Annotated in this window: 18 protein-coding genes, 1 tRNA gene and 1 pseudogene; 8 read left to right on the plus strand and 12 right to left on the minus strand. The window is 70.8% G+C overall.

Annotated elements, in window-relative coordinates; translation table 11 throughout:
- Positions 1–33: 33 nt before the first annotated feature.
- The 7 genes and pseudogenes from ACFYXM_RS33645 to ACFYXM_RS33675 form a co-directional block, all read right to left on the minus strand.
- Positions 34–327, minus strand: coding sequence for a Dabb family protein (locus ACFYXM_RS33645; RefSeq protein WP_389295222.1), 294 nt, complete (start codon positions 325–327; stop codon positions 34–36).
- 358 nt (positions 328–685) lie between these two features.
- Positions 686–850 (minus strand): hypothetical protein, encoded by a 165-nt coding sequence (locus tag ACFYXM_RS33650; protein ID WP_360106020.1) that lies wholly within the window; start codon positions 848–850, stop codon positions 686–688.
- A gap of 531 nt (positions 851–1,381) precedes the next feature.
- Positions 1,382–1,597: pseudogene (locus ACFYXM_RS33655) on the minus strand (type I-E CRISPR-associated endoribonuclease Cas2); the annotation flags it as partial.
- A 243-nt stretch (positions 1,598–1,840) separates the two neighbouring features.
- Positions 1,841–1,928 (minus strand) — tRNA-Ser (locus ACFYXM_RS33660).
- Positions 1,929–1,973: 45 nt separating this feature from the next.
- Entirely contained in the window at positions 1,974–2,402 is a 429-nt protein-coding gene (gene tadA / locus ACFYXM_RS33665; protein WP_389295224.1) for a tRNA adenosine(34) deaminase TadA, read from the minus strand.
- A 102-nt stretch (positions 2,403–2,504) separates the two neighbouring features.
- Positions 2,505–3,065, minus strand: coding sequence for a hypothetical protein (locus tag ACFYXM_RS33670; protein ID WP_389295244.1), 561 nt, complete (start codon positions 3,063–3,065; stop codon positions 2,505–2,507).
- Between the two features lie 187 nt (positions 3,066–3,252).
- On the minus strand, positions 3,253–3,447 hold the full coding sequence (locus tag ACFYXM_RS33675) for a hypothetical protein (protein ID WP_389295246.1): 195 nt from the start codon (positions 3,445–3,447) through the stop codon (positions 3,253–3,255).
- 238 nt (positions 3,448–3,685) lie between these two features.
- On the opposite strand from ACFYXM_RS33675, the gene upp reads away from it, so the two are divergent.
- The gene (upp, locus tag ACFYXM_RS33680; protein ID WP_389295225.1) at positions 3,686–4,321 is read left to right on the plus strand and encodes a uracil phosphoribosyltransferase; all 636 of its coding nucleotides are present in this window, start codon (positions 3,686–3,688) and stop codon (positions 4,319–4,321) included.
- A 213-nt stretch (positions 4,322–4,534) separates the two neighbouring features.
- Here upp and ACFYXM_RS33685 read toward each other — a convergent pair whose 3' ends face one another.
- The 3 genes from ACFYXM_RS33685 to ACFYXM_RS33695 all read right to left on the minus strand — a co-directional run bounded on the left by ACFYXM_RS33685 (position 4,535) and on the right by ACFYXM_RS33695 (position 7,041).
- Positions 4,535–5,128 (minus strand): LytR C-terminal domain-containing protein, encoded by a 594-nt coding sequence (locus ACFYXM_RS33685; protein WP_389295247.1) that lies wholly within the window; start codon positions 5,126–5,128, stop codon positions 4,535–4,537.
- A 424-nt stretch (positions 5,129–5,552) separates the two neighbouring features.
- Positions 5,553–5,849, minus strand: a complete 297-nt coding sequence (locus ACFYXM_RS33690; RefSeq protein ID WP_072488263.1) for a type II toxin-antitoxin system VapB family antitoxin — start codon at positions 5,847–5,849, stop codon at positions 5,553–5,555.
- Positions 5,850–6,414: 565 nt separating this feature from the next.
- Positions 6,415–7,041: an HhH-GPD-type base excision DNA repair protein gene (locus ACFYXM_RS33695; RefSeq protein ID WP_389295227.1), complete on the minus strand. Its 627-nt coding sequence runs from the start codon at positions 7,039–7,041 to the stop codon at positions 6,415–6,417.
- A 300-nt stretch (positions 7,042–7,341) separates the two neighbouring features.
- Between ACFYXM_RS33695 and ACFYXM_RS33700 the strand changes: the two genes are divergently transcribed.
- Complete coding sequence (locus tag ACFYXM_RS33700) at positions 7,342–8,247, plus strand: DUF4157 domain-containing protein (protein ID WP_389295229.1); 906 nt, start codon at positions 7,342–7,344, stop codon at positions 8,245–8,247.
- Between the two features lie 104 nt (positions 8,248–8,351).
- Here ACFYXM_RS33700 and ACFYXM_RS33705 read toward each other — a convergent pair whose 3' ends face one another.
- Positions 8,352–9,707, minus strand: a complete 1,356-nt coding sequence (locus ACFYXM_RS33705; protein ID WP_389295231.1) for a hypothetical protein — start codon at positions 9,705–9,707, stop codon at positions 8,352–8,354.
- 360 nt (positions 9,708–10,067) lie between these two features.
- Here ACFYXM_RS33705 and ACFYXM_RS33710 point away from each other — a divergent pair, with 360 nt between their 5' ends.
- The 6 genes from ACFYXM_RS33710 to ACFYXM_RS33735 all read left to right on the plus strand — a co-directional run bounded on the left by ACFYXM_RS33710 (position 10,068) and on the right by ACFYXM_RS33735 (position 18,765).
- Complete coding sequence (locus ACFYXM_RS33710; protein ID WP_389295233.1) at positions 10,068–10,694, plus strand: response regulator transcription factor; 627 nt, start codon at positions 10,068–10,070, stop codon at positions 10,692–10,694.
- 494 nt (positions 10,695–11,188) lie between these two features.
- Complete coding sequence (locus tag ACFYXM_RS33715; RefSeq protein WP_389295235.1) at positions 11,189–13,183, plus strand: VWA domain-containing protein; 1,995 nt, start codon at positions 11,189–11,191, stop codon at positions 13,181–13,183.
- A gap of 156 nt (positions 13,184–13,339) precedes the next feature.
- Positions 13,340–14,338 (plus strand): Pvc16 family protein, encoded by a 999-nt coding sequence (locus ACFYXM_RS33720; RefSeq protein WP_389295237.1) that lies wholly within the window; start codon positions 13,340–13,342, stop codon positions 14,336–14,338.
- Entirely contained in the window at positions 14,335–16,434 is a 2,100-nt protein-coding gene (locus tag ACFYXM_RS33725; RefSeq protein WP_389295239.1) for an ATP-binding protein, read from the plus strand. Before ACFYXM_RS33720 ends, ACFYXM_RS33725 begins: the two co-directional genes overlap by 4 nt.
- 151 nt (positions 16,435–16,585) lie before the next feature.
- Positions 16,586–17,416, plus strand: a complete 831-nt coding sequence (locus ACFYXM_RS33730) for an alpha/beta fold hydrolase (RefSeq protein WP_389295240.1) — start codon at positions 16,586–16,588, stop codon at positions 17,414–17,416.
- Between the two features lie 74 nt (positions 17,417–17,490).
- On the plus strand, positions 17,491–18,765 hold the full coding sequence (locus tag ACFYXM_RS33735) for a cytochrome P450 (RefSeq protein ID WP_389295249.1): 1,275 nt from the start codon (positions 17,491–17,493) through the stop codon (positions 18,763–18,765).
- A 231-nt stretch (positions 18,766–18,996) separates the two neighbouring features.
- Here the strand turns inward: ACFYXM_RS33735 and ACFYXM_RS33740 are convergent.
- Positions 18,997–19,178: hypothetical protein (locus ACFYXM_RS33740; RefSeq protein ID WP_389295242.1), on the minus strand; the 182-nt coding region annotated here is incomplete at its 5' end.

Genomic DNA, 19,178 nt, shown 5'->3' on the forward strand with positions numbered 1-19,178 from the left:
GGATGACCGTATGGACCGGCTGGAACGGACGGATCAGAACGGGTAGTCGGCGATCACCCACGTGGCGAACTCCCGCCACCGACCGGCGGCGGCCTGATGGGCCGGATGCTCGATGTAACGCTTCAGGGCGGCCTCGTCGGCGACGGCGGAGTTGATGGCGAAGTCGTAGGCGATCGGCCGGTCGGTGATGTTCCAGGCGCACTCCCAGAACTCCAGCTCTGGAACCTGCCCGTCCAGGTCCTGGAACGCCTTCGCCCCGGCGACGACCCGTGGGTCGTCCCGCTCGACGCCGTCGTTCAGCTTGAACAGGACCAGATGGCGGATCATGGCGTGGTACTCCTAAGGGCTGTCCCGTAATCCCTGGCGGACGCCCGACGACGGCCGCGGCACCTCGCCGCGTTGCCGGAACGACCGCAGACGTTCAGTATGCGGGTGCCCCTCCGTCTTGCGGTGCACCACGTCCGACGCCGTGCGCCGATCCGCCGTCGCGGGCCGGACGGGACTTTCGAAACGCGCCCCAGCTAGTGCCGTGACCGGCAACGTTTGCCCCGTCGCGCCGCCCAGCACTTCCCCGAGCTCTCAGCTTCGTTCGAGCAGGGGAGACCCCATCCGAGGGCCTTTGGCCGCCTTGCGACCGCACGCACCGGTCGACGCCCCTTCGGGGCAAACATTGCCGGGACAGCCCTTAGTTCACGAGCTCGGACATGAAGTCGCCGACGCCCTGCGCGGCACTCGAAACGCCCTCGAACCCTATCTGCACGAGATCCGCCGCCCGGGCCGGGGACGTGATGATCGTGTACAGCACGAAGACGACTATCACGAAGAGAGCTATCTTCTTCGCTTGCACCATCAGCCCCTGCCTCCCCTTCGATCCCCTGTGCAGTCGGGCGATTGTATCCGCACGAATGGTCGCATCCGTCTGAATCCCCGCCTCGCCCCACGCGGCCTTCAGCGGCTCCTCGAACGATCTTGAGCGGGCCCTCGACCGGCCCCCGACCGGCCTCGGAGTGATCTTCGAGCGATCTTTCGAGTGGTCTTTCAGGGACCAAGGGCCCGTCGATCGAGGCCCTTTGTCGGCCCACGCAACCGCTCCCGCGACGCAGGATGGGTCCTGTAGCCCCCGGGAACAGTCAGGAACCCGAGGGGCGAGGAACAGGCCTCCACTGTGGGGTCCGCGCCGCGCGCTTCCCCCAGACCGCGGCGCGGACCTGAGAGGCCGTTCTCACCGGGGGAAGCGGCTTGTCCCCCCGATGCCGCTTCCCCCGACCTGAGTCGATACGGGGCCATCGCCCCGTGGGCGGGGCCACATGGTCGACGCGTGCGCCGGAACCGTCGGCTTCCCGGCACGCGCGCATCCAGCGGTCCGGTCCGCAGGGGCTGCCTATCGGCCGCCGAACCTTCTCCGCCTGGACGCCTTGCTCCAGCCCTGGCATGGGACGTCCGCCGACTTCTGTGCGGCGCGTGGCGCGTTGGCGTTCGGGCGGCGGATCAACGTGAGGCCCTCGTGATCGGTCGGGTGCCATGCGTGGTCGTGGGTCTCGAAGGTGTAGCCCTGCTCGTTGTCCGTCTGGTAGGCGAGCAGGGCTCGGCCCGGCCCCTGGCCTCTGGCCAAGGGGACCACCCCCGCGTGCGCGGGGACCACAATTCCTGACCTGCTGGTTTATGCGGGGCCGAGCCTCTTTTTACTTACTTCTTGAGATTCGGACATATCGCCCCGTCTTGGGTGGTGCGGCGTCAGTGCACATGCAGGGGCATGAGTGCCGCCGCCCACCTGATGGTGTGGTTTCGGTAACGCGAACGCCCTCCCGTTCTGTGTTTCCACAGGCCGGGAGGGCGTCGATGGCGGTAGCGGAGGGATTTGAACCCTCGGTGAGTTTCCCCACACTCGCTTTCGAGGCGAGCTCCTTCGGCCGCTCGGACACGCTACCGAGAGAGAGCTTAAACCATGCCGGGCCGTGGAAAGAAATCGGTTCTCAGGCGGTACGGAAGAAGGCCGTCAGCCGCTCCGCGCACTCCGGCCCCAGGACGCCCTGGATGACCTCCGGACGGTGGTTGAGGCGGCGGTCGCGGACGACGTCCCAGAGGGAACCGGCGGCGCCCGCCTTCTCGTCGCGCGCCCCGTAGACGACCCGGTCCACGCGGGACTGCACCAGTGCGCCCGCGCACATCGTGCACGGCTCCAGGGTGACCACCAGGGTGCAGCCGGACAGGCGCCACTCGCCGAGCGCGGCGGCCGCGCGGCGGAGGGCGAGGATCTCGGCGTGGGCGGTCGGGTCGCCCGTCGCCTCGCGTTCGTTGTGGCCGACGGCCAGCAGCGCGCCGTCGGGGCCGAGGACGACGGCGCCGACCGGCACGTCGCCGGCCGCCGCCGCCAGCTCGGCCTCGGCCAGGGCGTGGCGCATGTGCGCACGCCATGGGTCTCGTACGGGATCGTGCGGTGCTTCCACCGGGTGGTGCGGTTCCGGCGGGCCTTGCGGGCGGGGTGGTTCGGTCACCCGCGGACCCTAGCGGACGGTCTCCAGGACCTCGGCCGCGCCCAGCGCGTCCGCGATCTCGCCCAGCGCGTCCGTGCGCAGCATCAGCAGTTCGGCCTCGGGAAGACCGAGGTCGGCCAGGATGGCGGTGTCCCCGAGCGGCCCCGCCGGTACGGCGTCGGCGTCGAGTACGTCGTCATCGTCGTTGTCGTCGTGGTCGTTGTCGGGGGTGGTGTCCGGTTCGCCGTCCTCCGTACCGTCGAGGCCGACGAGTTCTTCGAGGGCGGCAATGGTGTCGTCGGCCCCGGGTTCGCGGCCGAGCAGTTCGTCGGTGAGCAGGATCTCTCCGTACGAGGACCGGGCGGCGGCGGTGGCGTCCGAGACGAAGATACGGGGGTCGTCCTCACCGTCCACCCGGACGACGCCGAACCAGGCGTCCTCCTGTTCGATGAAGACGAGCACCGTGTCCTCGTCCGCCGAGGCCTCACGGGCCAGATCCGTCAGGTCGGACAGGGTCTCCACATCGTCGAGTTCCGTATCGCTCGCTTCCCACCCGTCTTCGGTGCGCGCGAGCAGTGCGGCGAAATACACCGTGACTCTCCCACTGGTCTTAGGGGTGTCGGTCCGGCGGGAGGGCAGTCGGTGGCCCGGCTGTCCTGCGTCCCGCCCATCGGAATCGTGGCAGAAACAAGTGCTTCGCGAGAGGAGTTCGGCCGTTGCGTCGGCCATCAGTTCTCCTGGACGGGGCCAGCAGGGGGACGCGGGACCGCCGTACGACCTACCAGCGGAAGGTCCGCATCCTCATGGCCTGACGCATCCGGGCGGCCCGGGCCCGGCGCGGCTGGACCCGGTCGCGGAGCGCCTTGGCCTCATGGAGCTCGCGCAGGAACTGGGCGCGTCGCCTGCGACGGGCGGACTCGGCCTCCTCGGGATCCGGCGAGGCTGCGGTATCCGGGGCTTCAGCGGCTTCCAGGGGATCCGGGGTGTCCAGGGGGCCCGGGAGGGACGCGCCCGGCGCGTTCGGTACGTTCGGCGCACTCGGTGTGCGCTGTGTGTCCGGGCGGCCCGGATTCGGCTGGTTCCGTTTGCGCTGTTCCGCGTCCGGCATCGGCTCATCACCCCAAGGCTGGGTCCGTGTGCAACCACCTTCCCCCCGAACGTGTGGTTGATGCCAGCGCAGGCGTGCTGCGGGCCCGGTTACTGTTGAACCCATGCGGATCCACGTCGTCGACCATCCACTGGTCGCGCACAAGCTCACCACCCTGCGCGACAAGCGCACCGATTCCCCTACCTTCCGGCGCCTCGCCGACGAGCTGGTCACCCTGCTCGCCTACGAGGCCACCCGGGACGTGCGCACCGAACAGGTCGACATCGAGACCCCGGTCACGCGGACGACCGGCGTGAAGCTGTCGCACCCGCGGCCACTGGTCGTGCCGATCCTGCGGGCCGGCCTCGGCATGCTCGACGGCATGGTGCGCCTGCTGCCGACCGCCGAGGTGGGCTTCCTGGGCATGATCCGCAACGAGGAGACGCTCCAGGCGTCCACGTACGCGACGCGCATGCCGGAGGACCTCTCGGGCCGCCAGGTGTACGTGCTCGACCCGATGCTGGCGACGGGCGGCACGCTCGTCGCGGCCATCCAGGAACTGATCAAGCGCGGGGCGGACGATGTCACCGCGGTCGTGCTGCTCGCGGCGCCCGAGGGCGTCGAGGTGATGGAGCGCGAGCTGGCCGGTACGCCGGTGAGGGTCGTCACGGCCTCGGTCGACGAGCAGCTCAACGAGAACGGTTACATCGTCCCGGGCCTCGGCGACGCGGGCGACCGGATGTACGGCACGGTCGACTAGGGCGCGTTTCGAAAACGGTCCCGGCTTCGACACGCGATGCTGGCTCCGGCACGTGGTCCCGCCCTGGCACGCGGTCCCGGGGCCCGAGGCAGGGCTCCGGTTTCCGGACTCCGGCTCCCGCGCACGGCCCCGGACTCGGGCCGAAGGGCGCGGGACTCCGGGGGCGCTGGTACGGGGCGCCGGGTCCCGGCGCTCCGGGCGGCCCGACCGCCGTCAGCAGGAAGGTGCGGGGGACGGCTTCGTCAGGGCGGCGAGTGCCGCGGCGGCCGAGTTGGGCGTGTTGAACGCCTTGAACTTCGTACCGAGAATCAGATCGACGTCCGCGGTCCTGCGGGCGTCGGTCTTCGGAACGGCCCCGTTCAACTGGGTGCCGAGCACCTGGAGCGCGCCGTTCGTCGCCGACGGGGCACCCAGCAGCACTCCTGGTCCCGCGACCTTCTTGTCGTATTCCGGCGAGGCGTTTCCCACCTTGCCGATGGCGAACCCACGCTTCTTCAGCTCGTCGGCCGCCTGTTTGGCGAGGCCGCTGCGCGGTGTCGCGTTGTAGACGTTGACAGTGATCTTCGCGGGTGCGGGCAATGCCTTCGTCGGCGCGGACGCCGCGGCCGACGGGCAGTCCTTCTTGTGGTCGGCGGCGTCGGCGGTTTTGCTGCCGCCCGTGAAGACGTCGATGAGCTGCATCGTGCCCCATCCGGCCAGCCCGAGGGCGACCACGGAGGCGGTGGCAGCGAGGATCAATTTGCCGCGACGCCGGGGGCGGCGCATACGCGGGTACTTGTCGCCCGTGATGCGGTACTTTCCGCCCATGCCGGGGGGAGTGAGCATGCTCATGGGCGCAGCGTAGTGCGGCCCGATGGTGATGCCTACTAAATGATCAACCGATCGCATCCGTCCGTGTGCGAATGCACCCGAACGAGCGCGGACATGCGTCCGAACGTATTCGGAGGTCGTGGGTGCGCTCCCGGGCATGGTCGGTACGCACCCGGAAGTGACCGGCGGGCCGGATGGGGCCGGCGGGCCGGATGGGCCGCGGTGCGATGCCGCCGCGACATGACGCCACTGCGGAGCGGTGCCATTGCGATGTCACGTCACGTCATGGCGCCGCGACGGTCGCGCGGGTGTGGGGCCGTCGCGGGCGAGCTCGCCGAGCCCATGACGAGCGGGTCCGCGGGGCCCGTGACGGACCGGCCGCGCGGCTCGCAACCGTGGGCGAGGGGCGTGCGCCTCGTTCTCAGCCGAGTTCGAGCACCCGGGCGTGCAGCACCTGGCGCTGTTGCAGCGCGGCGCGGACGGCGCGGTGCAGTCCGTCCTCCAGATAGAGGTCGCCCTGCCACTTCACGACGTGCGCGAACAGGTCGCCGTAGAACGTCGAGTCCTCGGCGAGGAGGGTTTCGAGGTCCAGGTTGCCCTTGGTGGTCACCAACTGATCGAGGCGGACCGGGCGCGGCGCGACGTCCGCCCACTGCCGGGTGCTTTCCCGGCCGTGGTCGGGATATGGCCGCCCATTTCCGATGCGCTTGAAGATCACACGGAAAGCCTACCGGGCAAGAGCCTCCGGGCGCAGCCACGGGGCCGGACTGCAATGCTTACGAGGGCATCATAAATGCGGTCATTCCGGAATTGGGGCTGTGATGAACGACGGCGACAGTGCGGGCCAGGGCGCGGGTTCGGGCGCCCGAGGCGGTCGGTACGCGGGTGTCCGCCCGGGAACGGGTGGTGGAGCGGGCGCGGACTTGACGCCGGGGAGGACGAGGCGTCGGAACAGGGCGGGGCGCCGGGCGAACTGAGTGGTCGTTCGGTCTGAACTTCCATGACGAGGGAGCCAGGGGCGTGGAACTGATCGACCTCAAGGACCTGCGGGCCGCCGTCGCGCTTTTCGTCCGGACGCGGGGTTGGCCGAACTCCGGGAGATCTGCGGGCCGTCCACAGCCATGGCCCGTGCGATCCAGCGGGCGGTCACCGCGTTCGGTCTCCGGTACGGCTCGCCGCAGGCGGCGGGCGGGTCGGGCGCGGCCGTCTCCCGGCCCGTTCCTCTCGGGGCCGCTTCTCGGCGGATGCTTTCCGGCCGGCTCTCCTGGGCTGTTTCCGGGGAGTCACTTCTCGGCCGCGCGTTTCTCGGTCCTGGCCGCCTGTTTCGCCTGCTGCTTGAACGCCCGGACCTCGGCGAGGGATTCGGGGCCGGTGATGTCGGCGACCGACCGGTGCGAGCCCGTCTCGCCGTACGGTCCGGCCGCCTCCCGCCAGCCCGCCGGCCGGACCCCGAACCGCTTGCCGAGCAGCGCCAGGAAGATCTGGGCCTTCTGAGCACCGAAACCCGGCAGCGCGTTCAGCCGTTTCAGCAGCTCCGTCCCGGTGGTGGCATCGCTCCACACCGCGCTCGCGTCGCCCTCGTACTCGTCCACCAGGTACTGGCACAACTGCTGGACCCTCTTGGCCATGGAACCCGGATAGCGGTGCAGGGCGGGCTTGGCGGTGAAGAGTTCGACGAACGCCTCCGGGGCGTACGCGGCGATCTCATGGGCGTCCAGGTCGTCACCGCCCATCCGCACGGCCAGGGCGTACGGACCGGTGAAGGCCCATTCCATCGGCACCTGCTGGTCCAGCAGCATGCCGACCAGGACGGCGAGCGGACTGCGCGCGAGAAGACCGTCGGCCTCGGGGTCCTGGGCGATCCGCACCGTGACGGTCCCGGCCGCCCGGTCCTTCTTGCTCTTGGTCATGTCTCCGATCATCCCGACGGCGGCCTGCCCCGGCCACTCCACCGACCGCCGATGCGGCCGTTCGGCACGGATTCGCGTACCGCGCACTGTCGGCCGGGGAGGTACGAGCGTCATGGCTGCCCGAAGGGGCAGGGGCGGGTGCCCTTCGTGGGCGGGGCCCGGTCTGGACGAGGCGATGACACGTCGTGAAGGTGGAGAGGTGGGGCCATCACGACGCGCCCGCGGCCCGGGTGCGGCGCAGCCGAGACGCGGTGCAGGAGTGACGCGGCATAGCCGAGACGCGGCGCAGGGGAGATGAAGATGCACGCACAGGAATGGGATCGGGAGCTCGACCCCGAGCGCGAAGGACACGCGCTCCGGCACGACCACGACGAGGCCGCGCCCGTGTCGAGGGTGCCCGAGGGAGCGGACACGGCCGACGCCTCGCGTGTCTTCCGCGCGGGGGCGACCGGACGGGCCGATGTGGTCGGGACCCGTGGCATGGGCGTGCTCCAGCGGGCGGTCGGTAACAGCGCCGTGGGGGCAGTGCTTCAGCGCCAGGTACTCCAGCGGCAGGAGTCCCGGGCCGAGGAGCTCCAGCGCCAGGAGGAGGCAGAACGTTCCCCCGTGCACGACGTGATCTCGTCCGGCGGCGGGCAGCCCCTGGACACCGACACCCGCACGGACATGGAACGGCGTATGGGCGCGGACTTCTCCGATGTACGCGTTCACACGGACTCCGCCGCCCACGAGTCGGCGAAGGGCGTGGGGGCTCACGCGTACACCGTCGGCAGCGACGTGGTGTTCCAGCGGGACGCGTACGATCCGTCCTCGCCGCAGGGCCGGACCACGCTGGCCCATGAGCTCACCCACGTCATCCAGCAGCGCAACGGCCCGGTGGAAGGCACGGAGGCACCGGGAGGCATCCGGGTGAGCGATCCGTCCGACCGGTTCGAGCGGGAGGCCGTCGCGAATGCCGACCGGGTGCTGGCGGACCCGGCACCGGCTCCGGAATCGGTGCCGGTCACGGACACGGCTTCGACGTCGGCACCAGTAGCGGCACCGGCGTCGGCCTCGCAGCCCGCCGTGCAGCGGGCGGCGACGGAGGACGAGGACGAGGAACCCGCCGACGTACAGGGCTCCTTCGTCCAGCGGGCGGTGGAGGAAGGGAGCGAGAAGGAGAAGGAGAAGGAGAAGGAGGAGGACGAGCAGGCGTCGTCCTCCTGACCGGTTCCCCGGCTCCGTGGCCGTAGCCGTGGCCGTGGCCGTAGCCGTGGCCGTGGCCGTGGCCGACGTAGCCGTTCGTCCGGCCGACCTCGTCCGCCCGGACGTCAGCCCGTGGTGTTCGTGCGCATCGTGCCGCCGAGGAACAGCGATTCCGCGCACCGCGAGGGGGTCGGCGCGTTCACCGGCTTCCCCACCTTCCGGCAGTCGACGGTCATGGTGACCTTGCCGCGCGCGGGAACCAGGATCGGCGTGACGAAGTGGTAGTCGGAGTCGCGGAAGTTCTCCAGCGCGAGCCGGAGCACGGGAGTGTCCCGGCCGGAGGAGACCACGAGCGTTCCCGCGTCGCCCTGCGGGTTCTGGACCACGATGTCCGTGAGCTGGAAGGTGCGCCCGGCGGGCACCTGGAGGGCCGTCGACGTAGTGGAACCGCCGCCCACCGAGTCCCTGACCTGCACCTGCGCACTGGTCGGGGCCGCGGCGCCCGCGCCGTCCGACGAACCCGCGGACGTACCGTCGCTCGGTGAGGGACTCGGCTTCGCCGCGCCCCCGTTCGCACCGCTGCTCGTACCCGCGGAGGAGCCGTCCGTGCCCGGTCCCGTTCCGGCCGAGGTGCCCTGGTCCGGGTCCTGTGTCCTGTTCTTGTCAGCCGCGGCGGCGGACCGGACCGCCTCCGGCGTGATCGCCTCCCGGGCCGCCGACTTCACCGCGGGACGCAGCAGCGCGTACCAGAGGCCGACCAGCGCGATCAGCAGCACGGCCGCGGTGATCAGCGCCCGTGGCAGCCAGCGCGGAAGAATCGGATCCTGCTGGTACGAGCCGTCCAGGACCACCGGGGCGGCCGGGTCCTGCCCCTCCGCCGCCTCCGGAGTGGCGACGACCTGGAAGGGGTGCGTGACCGGCGCACCCCGCCACATGCGCTTCGCGGGCCGTACCCGTACCTTCCCGAACTCGGCCCGGCCGGGTTCGATGCGCAGGGTGTCCGAGTCGAAGGAGACCCGGGCCCGCTCCGTCCCGGATCGCGTCTCCAGCCGTACCGTTGCCGGGGTGTTCCCCCGGTTGTCGACGGCCAGTTGGTGCCTGCCGCGCCACGCGCCGTTCGAACCGCGCGGTACCAGCTCGGCGGTCGTCCCGGTGAAGGGCAGTACCGTCACCCGCCCCTCGGGCACCACCGTCCGGCCCTGCTCGCTGGTGGGCACCACCCGGATCCCGAAGTGCGTCTCCCCGGCGAGTACGGTGGAGTCGCGCGGCGGGCGGAGCACCAGCGAGACCGTTCGCGAGTCGCCCGGGTACAGGGACAGGGCCGCTGGTTCCACCGTCGACCAGGCGGCACACGCGCCGACCACCTCGAAGCGGTACTCCTCGACGGTGCTGCCGGAGTTGAGGATCCGCAGAGGGACGGCCGTTTCCTCGCCCGGTGCGGCAGTGACGGACGAATCGTCGAGGCTTGCCGTGAGACTCATAGGGCGAACGGTAGGAGCGGCCCCGAACACGGGCACCGGCCGTTGAGGAACACTTCCGGGCAGATTCCGTGCCCGCGGACGGCCCTTTTGTTTCCCTGTAGGCAAACGGGGGAATCGTCTGACAGCTTCAAGACGAGCGAGTCAGGCGTGCAAGCGATTCAGCACTCAGCGATTCTGCGGTTCGAGCGAGTTCAGCGATACGAGCGATACGAGCGAGTTCAGCGATACGAGCGATATGGGCGAGTTCGGCGGTTCGAGCGAGTCCAGCGAGTTCAGCGAGTTCAGCGAGTCATACGAAACAGCCGTGATGGTTGTGTTCGCCGTGGTGCCACCGGCTGTTGCTCAGGGGGGAGCATTGCCATGGAGCGAACTACTGTCGCGTTAAGGGCCCAGGACCCGATCTCGCAGGCGGGCGTGGCGAGTCAGTTACGGGCCCGTCCCGAGGTCAGCGTGACGGAGTGGGCGGAGGGAGACGCCTCGCCCCAGATCGTCGTCGTCGTCGTGGACGCGGTCGACGACGAGGTGCTCACGATGTTGCGGCACATCCAGCGCACCAGCACCGCGCGGGCCGTCCTCGTCACCACGGACATCGACGAGCAGAAGCTGGTGAGCGCGGCCGAATGCGGCGTCGCCGGTGTGGTCCGGCGGGCCGAGGCGACTCCGGAACACCTGGTACAGGTCATCGGAACGGTGGCGCGAGGCGAGGGCCATCTCCCCTCCGACCTGCTGGGCCGCCTTCTTGAAGAGGTCGGTCGCCTCCAGGGACAGGTGCTCGGACCGCGCGGCCTGCACTTCACCGGTCTCGCAGCCCGGGAGGTGGACGTGCTGCGGCTGGTCGCGGAGGGGTACGACACCGCGGACATCGCGACGAAGCTGGCCTATTCCGAGCGCACGATCAAGAACGTGCTGCATTCGGTGATGACCCGGCTGCAGCTGCGGAACCGGTCCCACGCGGTCGCGTACGCGATGCGACAAGGGCTGATCTGAGCCGTCCGCCACGGATCCCGGGGTCGGTCCGCGGGGTCGGTCCGCGGGCCGGCCCCGGGGGGCCGACTGCATGGGTACGGTGCTCGGCTTTCGGGCACGGTGCTCGGCTTTCCGGTGCGGGGACGTTTTTTTGGCAGCGGCCGGGTGCGGGTCGGCTTTCGGGCACGGGCCCGGATTCCAGGCACGATGCCGGGCTCGGGCTCGGGGTTGGGGCCGGGTGCGGGCCGGGTTCCTTGGGCGGCGCCGGGGTCGGCGGCTGCCCGAAAGGGCAGCGGGGGCTTCCCGCAGATGTGACTGGCGTACCGCTGCGGGCCGGGTGACCGTACGGGACCGTGGCGTCCGGACGCCGATCGGCCGGACGGTGGGGGAGGGCTTTCGTGCGCTGGTTCCAGCCGCCGCGGGGGGCGACGCGGTCGCGGTCATGGCCGAGGTCGCGGACGGACCGGTCGGCCCGGCCCCTGCCCCGGCCTTCCGCTTCGCGCAGGGCTCTGGCCGTGCTGCGCTTCCCGGCGTTGGCCCTGCTCCTCGTCGCAGCCGGCATGACGCCCGGTTCGGCCGTGACCTCGGGGGCGCCGACTGCGGCGGTGCCCGAGCCCTGGGTCACCCCCGCCGAGTTCACCGACGCGGTCGATCCCGGAGGCTCCACGGGCGTGGCCAAGCAGGTGCGTACGCCCGCGATCCCGCCGCGCCCCGATGTGATCCTGCTGGTGGACGGTACGGGGAGCATGAAGACCCCCATCGGCGATGTGCAGACGGGCCTGAAGTCCATCACGACGAAGGTCCGTGAACAGCAGCCGGATTCCCGTTTCGCGGTGGCCACCTATGGCGACGAGAAGGACGATCCGACAGCGGAGTTCGCAGTCCTCCAAGGTCTGACGACCAACCTCGACGACGTCCAGAAGCAGGGTGTCGACAGGCTGGACACCTCACGTGGCTACCGGAGCAAAGGCCCGTCCGAGGACTGGATCTACGCGCTGTGGAAAGTGGCCAACGGCGCGGACGGCGGTACGGTCTTCCGCGAGGGCGCCAGCCCGGTCGTGGTCCTGGTGGGCGATGCGTCGAGCCACAATCCCAGCAACGGCATCTCTTATGACGACGCGGTGTTCGCGCTTCAGGACAAGGGCGTTCGCGTCATCGCCGTCGATGTGACGACCGAGAACGGCGACGGACTCAACGGCGACGGATACAAGAGCCCCACCTACCAGGACCCGTACCACGAGCCCGACCAGGCCAAGCGGATCGCAGAGGCCACCAGCGGCCGCATGCTGAGCGGAATTCCCGGCGACGGCGTCACCGACGCCATCATCGCGGGGTTCAACAACCTCCCCACCAACGTCGGCTATCGCCTGGACGACTGCGACCCGCATCTCTCGGTCAGCCTCGAACCACCCACCCAGAGGCTCACCAGCGGGGAGACCGCGCACTTCGAGGAGAACATCGATGTCTCCGCCGACGCGCCCCAGGGCGCCCGACTGACCTGCACCGTTCAGTTCCTGATGGGGACCCGGGTACCTGGAACGGACACGATCGGCCCGGCCGCGGCGGCGGACCCGGAGTTCACGGAGCAGATCAACATCGACGTGAACGACATCGACGCCCCCGTCGTCACCGTGGACGATCTGACCGTCCGGGCCAAGGAGAAGGAAGGGACGAGGGTCACGTACAGGGCCACCGCCCAGGACACCACCGACGGCGTGCTGCCGGTGACCTGCGCCCCGCCCTCGGGCTCGCTCTTCCCGGTCGGTGTCACGACGGTGACCTGTTCGGCCACCGACTCCGCGGGCAACACGGGGACGGACACGGCACGGATCGAGGTTCTGGAGGCCCCCGTGCCGCCCTCGGCGGATGTGGCGGTGAAGGTCGACGTCAGTCCCGACCGCACGTACACCGGACGCCCCGCACGCGCCCGCTTCACCGTCACCAACGCCGGTCCGGACGCGGCGACCGGGGTGGTGCTCGGCTCGTCCTGGCCGAAGCCGTCCAAGGCGAAGGACCGCGATCTGCCCGCCCTGCCCCGCTGCACGGCCGCCAAGCCGTGCACCATCCCGGCCGGGGGCCGCATCGAGGTGACGCAGACCGCGACGTACCGTGCGGCGGTCACCGGTGACGTACGGGCCACTGTGCGCGGCACGCTGCCCGACCGCCGGAAGACCGACAACCAGGCCACCGACCGGCTGCGCGTCCTGAAGCCCTCGCTGACCATCACTCCGCAGGTCGCCAAGCCGGGCCAGGTGGTGCTGGCGAGGGGCAAGGACTATCCGCCGGGGCAGACCGTACGTTTCACGTGGAACATCGGGATCAACGCGGAGATGTCCGCCGTGACCGTGGGCCGCGACGGCACCTTCGAGGTCCAGATCCCGGTGCTGCGCAAGGACAAGCTGGGCCCGCGCAAGCTGCGTGCGGACACCCGCGACATCGACCGGCTGCAGAAACCGGTCCTCGTGGTCCAACGGAATCTCCAGCCACCGGACTTCGCGGGGCGAGCGTGAGCGCGGACGAGCGTGCGGAGGCGATCGGGTGAGTCGGGGCGAGGCCGTGGGGACTCCGGATGAGCAGGGTCGACGGTACGCGGGCGACCGGGAGCGCAGGGCTGACCGGCACGGAGGCCACCGAATGAGCAGGGTCCACCGCACGGAGGCGATCGAGTGATCCACGAGGTCGACGACGTACTGCGGTCCCTGATCAGGGCGGAGGTGCTCGAAGGCGGCCAGATCGCGGTGGTCTTCGACGCCCCGACCCGGGAGTGGGCGGCGAAGGTCAACGCGCCCATGGTCAACCTCTACCTCTACGACATCCGCGAGGACATGCGCAGACGTGAGCGCGGGCTGCACAACGAGTACGACGAGCGCGGCACGATCACCGCGCGCCGCCGACCGCCCCGCTTCTTCAAGCTGTCGTACCTGATCACGGCATGGACGAAGCGCCCCGAGGACGAACACCGGCTGCTCGCCTCCCTGCTGGGCTGTCTGCTCCGTTACGAGGCGCTGCCCCCGGAACGGCTGGCGGGCACGCTGGCCGAGATCGGGGCCGCCGTACCGATGTCGATCGCCCTGCCGCCTCCCGAGGACCGCTCGTTCGCAGATGTGTGGAGCGCGCTGGGCGGCGAGTTGAAGCCCTCGTTGGACCTGGTGGTCAGTGTGCCGGTGACGGCGTCGCCGAGCTATGCGGCCGGCCCGCCGGTGGGCGACGAGGGGGTGCAGGCCCGGTTCGGGGACATGCCGGAAGTGGACGAGCCGCCCTCGGAACCGATGCCGGGGCGTGGCCGGCTCCCGGTGTACGGGGGCCGCCCGGGCAGGCCCGTACGACCGGTACCGGACGACGAGCGGGCCGGATCGGACTCCGACGGGACCCGGTTGGACGGTGCTCCGGCCTGGTCGGACGGTGACCCGACCAGGTCGGTCGGCGCCCCGGGCCGGTCGGACGGGCGGCGGAACTCCGGTGCGGGGCGGCGGCGTGGTCTTTCGCTCCGCATCACCGAGAACCGGGGGACCGGTGCGGCGTCCGGGGCGGCCGGCACGGCGGCCGCCCCGGAGAACGGCGTGCAGAAGGAAGCGGGGGACGGGATGGACAAGCGCGTGGGGGACGGGATGGAGAACGGCGCGGGGGGCGGGATGGAGAACGGCGCGGGGGACGGCGCTTCATGACGACCGAGGATGACGCGAACCTGCGCCACCTCCTTGCCCGCGCGACAGCGGTGGAGCAGCGCGTCCGGCGAGCGGTGGAGGCCAGGCAGTCCACCGACCCGGATCCGGACGACGCCTTCCGCGGCCTCTACCTGACGGACGACACCGTCACACGTCTGCTGGATTCGCAGGAGGCGCGCGCCTTCCCGTCACCCGTTCCGTACGACGACGAGGCTCCGGCCGAGCCGACCCGGCTCACCGCCCTGGCGGACGAGTTCGGGCTGACCGCTCTCGACGTGGAGATCCTCCTCATCACCCTCGTCCCCGATCTGGACGACCGCTTCGAGGCGTTCTACGGCTACCTCAACGACGACGTCACCCTCCGCCGTCCGTCGATCGGTCTGGCCCTGGGCCTGTGCGGGCTGTCCCCCGCCGACCAGGCGGCGCGCGGTCGGCTCTCGGCCTGTGCGCCCCTCCGGGAGGGGCGCCTGCTGCTGGTCGAGGACATGGACCGCCCGTTCCTGAACCGTGCGCTCCGCGTACCCGACCGGGTCACCGCGCACCTCCTCGGCGCCGACACCCCCGATCCCCGGCTGGCGGATCTCCTCGCCCCGTGGCACGCCGTACCGGGCGTCGGCGACCCCGCCGCGCTGGCCCGGGCCTTCGCCCACGACATTGCGCTGGTCCACCTCCGTGAGGACCAGGGCGGCGCGGGCACCGCCTTCGCCGCCTCCGCCCTGACCCGGGCGGGCCACCGGGTGCTGGGTCTCGACCTGGCGAGGCTGGCCGAGGATCCGGCCCCTGCCGAGGCGGTCCGTTCCCTGGTGCGGGAGGCCCGGCTGACCGGCGCCGGGCTGGTCTGTGCCCCACTCGACGCGGTCTCCCGCGACCATCCCGGGCTTCTCCGGCTGCTCACCGGCACGCCGGTCCCCACGGTCCTGGTGGGCCGGGCCCCTTGGGACGCGGCCTGGTCCGCCGTGCCACCGCTCCTGCTGCACGCTCCCCGTGTCGAGCCCTCGACCCGGGCCGCCCTCTGGGCCGACGCGTACGACGACGCGTACGGGGCCTCGGTCTCCGGTACTGCCCCGGCCCCCGACACGCTCCCGGTCCCCGGTACTGCCCCGGTCCCCGACACCGTCGATGTCGACCGGCTGCTCTCGCCGTTTCTTCTCACCCCGGAGCAGATCACCCGCGCCGCCCGGAGCGCGGCCCAGGCCACGCACCTGGAGGGCGGCACCCTCACCCCCGACCACGTCCGTCACGGCGCCCGCGCCCAGAACGCGGCCGGCCTGGACCGGTTGGCCCGCCGCATCGAACCCTCCGTCACCTGGGACGACCTCGTACTCCCTCCGGACACCCACGCCCAGCTCCGCGAACTCACCGCCCGCGCCCGCCATCGCGACCGGGTGCTGGGGGAGTGGGGCATGCGCCCCGGCGGCGGCAGGGGCCGGGGCGTGTCCGCCCTTTTCGCGGGCGACTCGGGCACCGGGAAGACGATGTCGGCGGAGGTGATCGCCGCCGATCTGGGGCTCGACCTGTACACCGTCGACCTGGCCACGGTGATCGACAAATACGTGGGCGAGACGGAGAAGAACCTGGAACGGATCTTCTCCGAGGCCGCAGGCGTGAACGGGGTTCTTCTCTTCGACGAGGCAGACGCGATCTTCGGCAAACGCTCGGACGTGAAGGACGCCCACGACCGCTACGCGAACGTCGAGAGCGCGTATCTGCTCCAGCGCATGGAGTCCTTCGACGGTCTGGCCATCCTCGCCACCAACCTCCGGGCCAACCTCGACGATGCCTTCACCCGCCGCCTCGACCTGGTCGTCGACTTTCCGGTCCCGGACCCCGGGCAGCGCCTCGTTCTCTGGGAACGCTGCCTGGGACCCGCACTCCCACGCGGCAGCGACCTCGATCTCGCCTTCTGCGCCGAGAGCTTCGAGCTGGCGGGCGGCAACATCCGCTCCATCGCCGTGACGGCCGCGTACCTGGCGGCGGACACGGGCGAGCCCGTGACCATGACGACGCTCATCCACGCGATCCAGCGCGAGTACCAGAAACTGGGCCGCCTGACGCTGGCATCGGAATTCGGGCCGTACCTGAAGCTGCTGAGGTGAGCGGGCGACCGCGGCGAGACGGTGTCAGGGCGGCGTGACGGTGCGGTGGTGCGGCCGTACGTGCCCTCTTGCGCACGACGACGCCTGACGTCACCGTGGTCGGGCCGACCGGTGATCGACCGGCCGGCTCCGTACGGTGACGGGAGTCCGCGTGACCGCAACGTTCGACCTGCCCCACGAACTGCACGGCGAGGGGCCGCACAAGGTGATCGCCGTGCACGGCTGGTTCGCCGACCGCTCCGCCTACGCCCCGGTGCTGCCGGACCTCGACCTCGGGTCCTTCCAGTACGCGGTGGTGGACCTGCGCGGATACGGCGGGGCCAGGGACGTGGACGGCGCCCACACCACGGCCGAGGGAGCCGAGGACGTGCTCGCGCTGGCCGACCGGCTCGGCTGGGAACGGTTCTCGCTGATCGGCCACTCGATGGGCGGATCGGTCGTCCAGCGGGCGCTGGCCGCAGCACCGCACCGGGTGCGACGGCTCGTCGGGGTCTCGCCCGTCCCCGCGTCCGGCGTACCGTTCCCGCCCGATCAGTGGGAGCTCTTCTCCGGTGCGGCGCGTGCCCCGGAGAACCGTCGCACCATCCTCGACATCACCACAGGGGGCCGCCGACCGGCAGCCTGGCTGGACCGCATGGTGCGCCGTTCGCTCGAACGCAGCGACGAGAAGGCGTTCCGGACGTGGCTGGACTCCTGGGCGCGTGAGGACTTCCACGAGCGGATCGAGGGTTCGTCCGTACCGGCCCTGGCCGTTGTCGGCGCGCTGGACCCGGCGCTGTCGGCCGAGGTGCAGCGCGCCACCTGGATGCGGTGGTACCCGCATGCCGAGCTGGTGGAGCTGCCCTCGTGCGGGCACTACGCGATGGACGAGGCCCCGCTCGACCTGATCCGTGTGGTGGAGGACTTCCTGCGGGACGACGAGGGGGATGAAGTGCGGTCCGGCGAACGGGACGGCGCGAGGTCCGGCGGGGCGTCGGCGTGAGCGGTCCCGTATCGGAGGGGCCCGTACCGGTGGGGCCCGTACCGGATCGGGCTGTAGCGGACGGGCCCACGCCCATCGCGTACACGCCGGAACCGTCTGTACCGGACGTCTTCGACCCGCGGCTGTACGCGCGGGGCATCCCGCACGACCGCTACCGCCGACTGCGCGACCACCACCCGGTGGCGTGGCAGGAGGAACCGGAGGTCCTCGGCTGGCCGGCGGGCCCCGGTTTCTGGGCCGTCACCCGGCACGAGGACGTCGTCCGGGTGCTCAAGGACGCGTCGACGTACTCCTCGTACCTCGGCGCCACCCAGATCCGCGACCCCGACCCCGACGACCTGCCGTTCATCCGCCGGATGATGCTCAACCAGGACCCGCCGCACCACCGTCGGCTGCGTACTCTCATCAGCCGCGCCTTCACGCCCCGGCGCGTGGACCGCTTCGGGACGACCGTCCGCGAGCGGGCGCGCTCGCTGTTCACCGCGGCGGTCGCCGAGGCCCGCGCCACCGACGGGGCCTGTGATCTGGTCGCCCGGGTCACCGACGACTACGCCCTTCTCAATCTCACCGATCTGCTCGGCGTACCGGACGGCGACCGGGATCTCCTCCTGCACTGGACCCGGCGCGTCATCGGCTACCAGGATCCCGATGAATCCGGGCCGTCCGCACCGGGCCCGGACGGCAAACCCCTCAACCCCCGTTCCCCGGCGGCACTGGGCGACATGTTCGACTACGCACAGGCGCTCGCCGCCCACAAGCGCCGGAACCCCGCCGACGACGTCATGACGTCCCTGGCCACCGACCCCGAACTCACGGGCCCCGAACTGGAGATGTTCTTCTTCCTGCTGGTGGTGGCGGGCAACGACACCGTACGCAGCGCGGCCCCGGGCGGGCTGCTCCTCCTGGCCGAGAACCCCGAGGCGTACGACCGTCTGCGCAACGGCGAGGTGGGTTTCGCCACCGCCGTGGACGAACTCCTCCGCCGCCACCCACCGGTCCTGACCTTCCGCCGCACTGCCACCCACGACACGGACCTGGCGGGCACTCGCATCCGGCGCGGCGACAAGGTGGTCGTCTTCCACGCCTCGGCCAACCACGACGAGCGGGTCTTTCCCGACCCGTTCACCCTGGACCTCGCCCGGACGCCCAACCCCCACGTCTCCTTCGGCGACGGCCCCCACGTCTGCCTCGGCGCCCATTTCGCCCGGCTGCAACTGCGGACCCTGTACGAGGAGGCGTGCCGCGCTCTGCCACCCGGCCCCCTCCGACTCGCCGGTCCGCCGAGCCGCCTCGTGTCGAACTTCATCAACGGGATGAAGTCGGTGCGGGTGCGGGTGGCTGATGCCTGAGGGCTGTTATCACCTGTGAGCCGACCCGACCCAGGCATGCAGGGAACTCGGCTTCCGTTCATCGGTCCACCTGGTGCCGTCACACCGGCCGACAGCCCGCTACGGCGGCTGTTGGCACGGCCGGTCACTGCTTCCGAGTGAACTGTTCGGTCATGGCACGGCCCTACGGGCTACGGACTGTCCCGCGAAGGGATCCGTCCCACCGAGAACTCCGAGAGTGTTGTGACGAACTCAACGCTTCACGCAGTACAGATGAACGGGCCCTTCTTCTTGCCGGAACGGCGGTCCGAAGTCCTCCAGAGCCAGCCGATATCGCCGCCGGCTCACGCCGTACGCGTCGGTGAACTCCTCCTCCGTGACGGAGAAAGCGGTGTGGAGATCCGGCCGCTGCGGCAAGAAGACGTGCAGAAGGC

Origin of the sequence: Streptomyces sp. NPDC002476 (assembly GCF_042889785.1) — a bacterium.
Classification (GTDB): Bacteria; Actinomycetota; Actinomycetes; order Streptomycetales; family Streptomycetaceae; genus Streptomyces.

Bases quoted from the DNA above. Each gene is read 5' to 3' on its own strand.
- ACFYXM_RS33645 (WP_389295222.1), bottom strand. From the start codon at position 327: ATGATCCGCCATCTGGTCCTGTTCAAGCTGAACGACGGCGTCGAGCGG.
- ACFYXM_RS33650 (WP_360106020.1), bottom strand. From the start codon at position 850: ATGGTGCAAGCGAAGAAGATAGCTCTCTTCGTGATAGTCGTCTTCGTG.
- tadA (WP_389295224.1), bottom strand. From the start codon at position 2,402: ATGCGCCACGCCCTGGCCGAGGCCGAGCTGGCGGCGGCGGCCGGCGAC.
- upp (WP_389295225.1), top strand. From the start codon at position 3,686: ATGCGGATCCACGTCGTCGACCATCCACTGGTCGCGCACAAGCTCACC.
- ACFYXM_RS33685 (WP_389295247.1), bottom strand. From the start codon at position 5,128: ATGGGCGGAAAGTACCGCATCACGGGCGACAAGTACCCGCGTATGCGC.
- ACFYXM_RS33695 (WP_389295227.1), bottom strand. From the start codon at position 7,041: ATGACCAAGAGCAAGAAGGACCGGGCGGCCGGGACCGTCACGGTGCGG.
- ACFYXM_RS33700 (WP_389295229.1), top strand. From the start codon at position 7,342: ATGCACGCACAGGAATGGGATCGGGAGCTCGACCCCGAGCGCGAAGGA.
- ACFYXM_RS33705 (WP_389295231.1), bottom strand. From the start codon at position 9,707: ATGAGTCTCACGGCAAGCCTCGACGATTCGTCCGTCACTGCCGCACCG.
- ACFYXM_RS33710 (WP_389295233.1), top strand. From the start codon at position 10,068: ATGGAGCGAACTACTGTCGCGTTAAGGGCCCAGGACCCGATCTCGCAG.
- ACFYXM_RS33725 (WP_389295239.1), top strand. From the start codon at position 14,335: ATGACGACCGAGGATGACGCGAACCTGCGCCACCTCCTTGCCCGCGCG.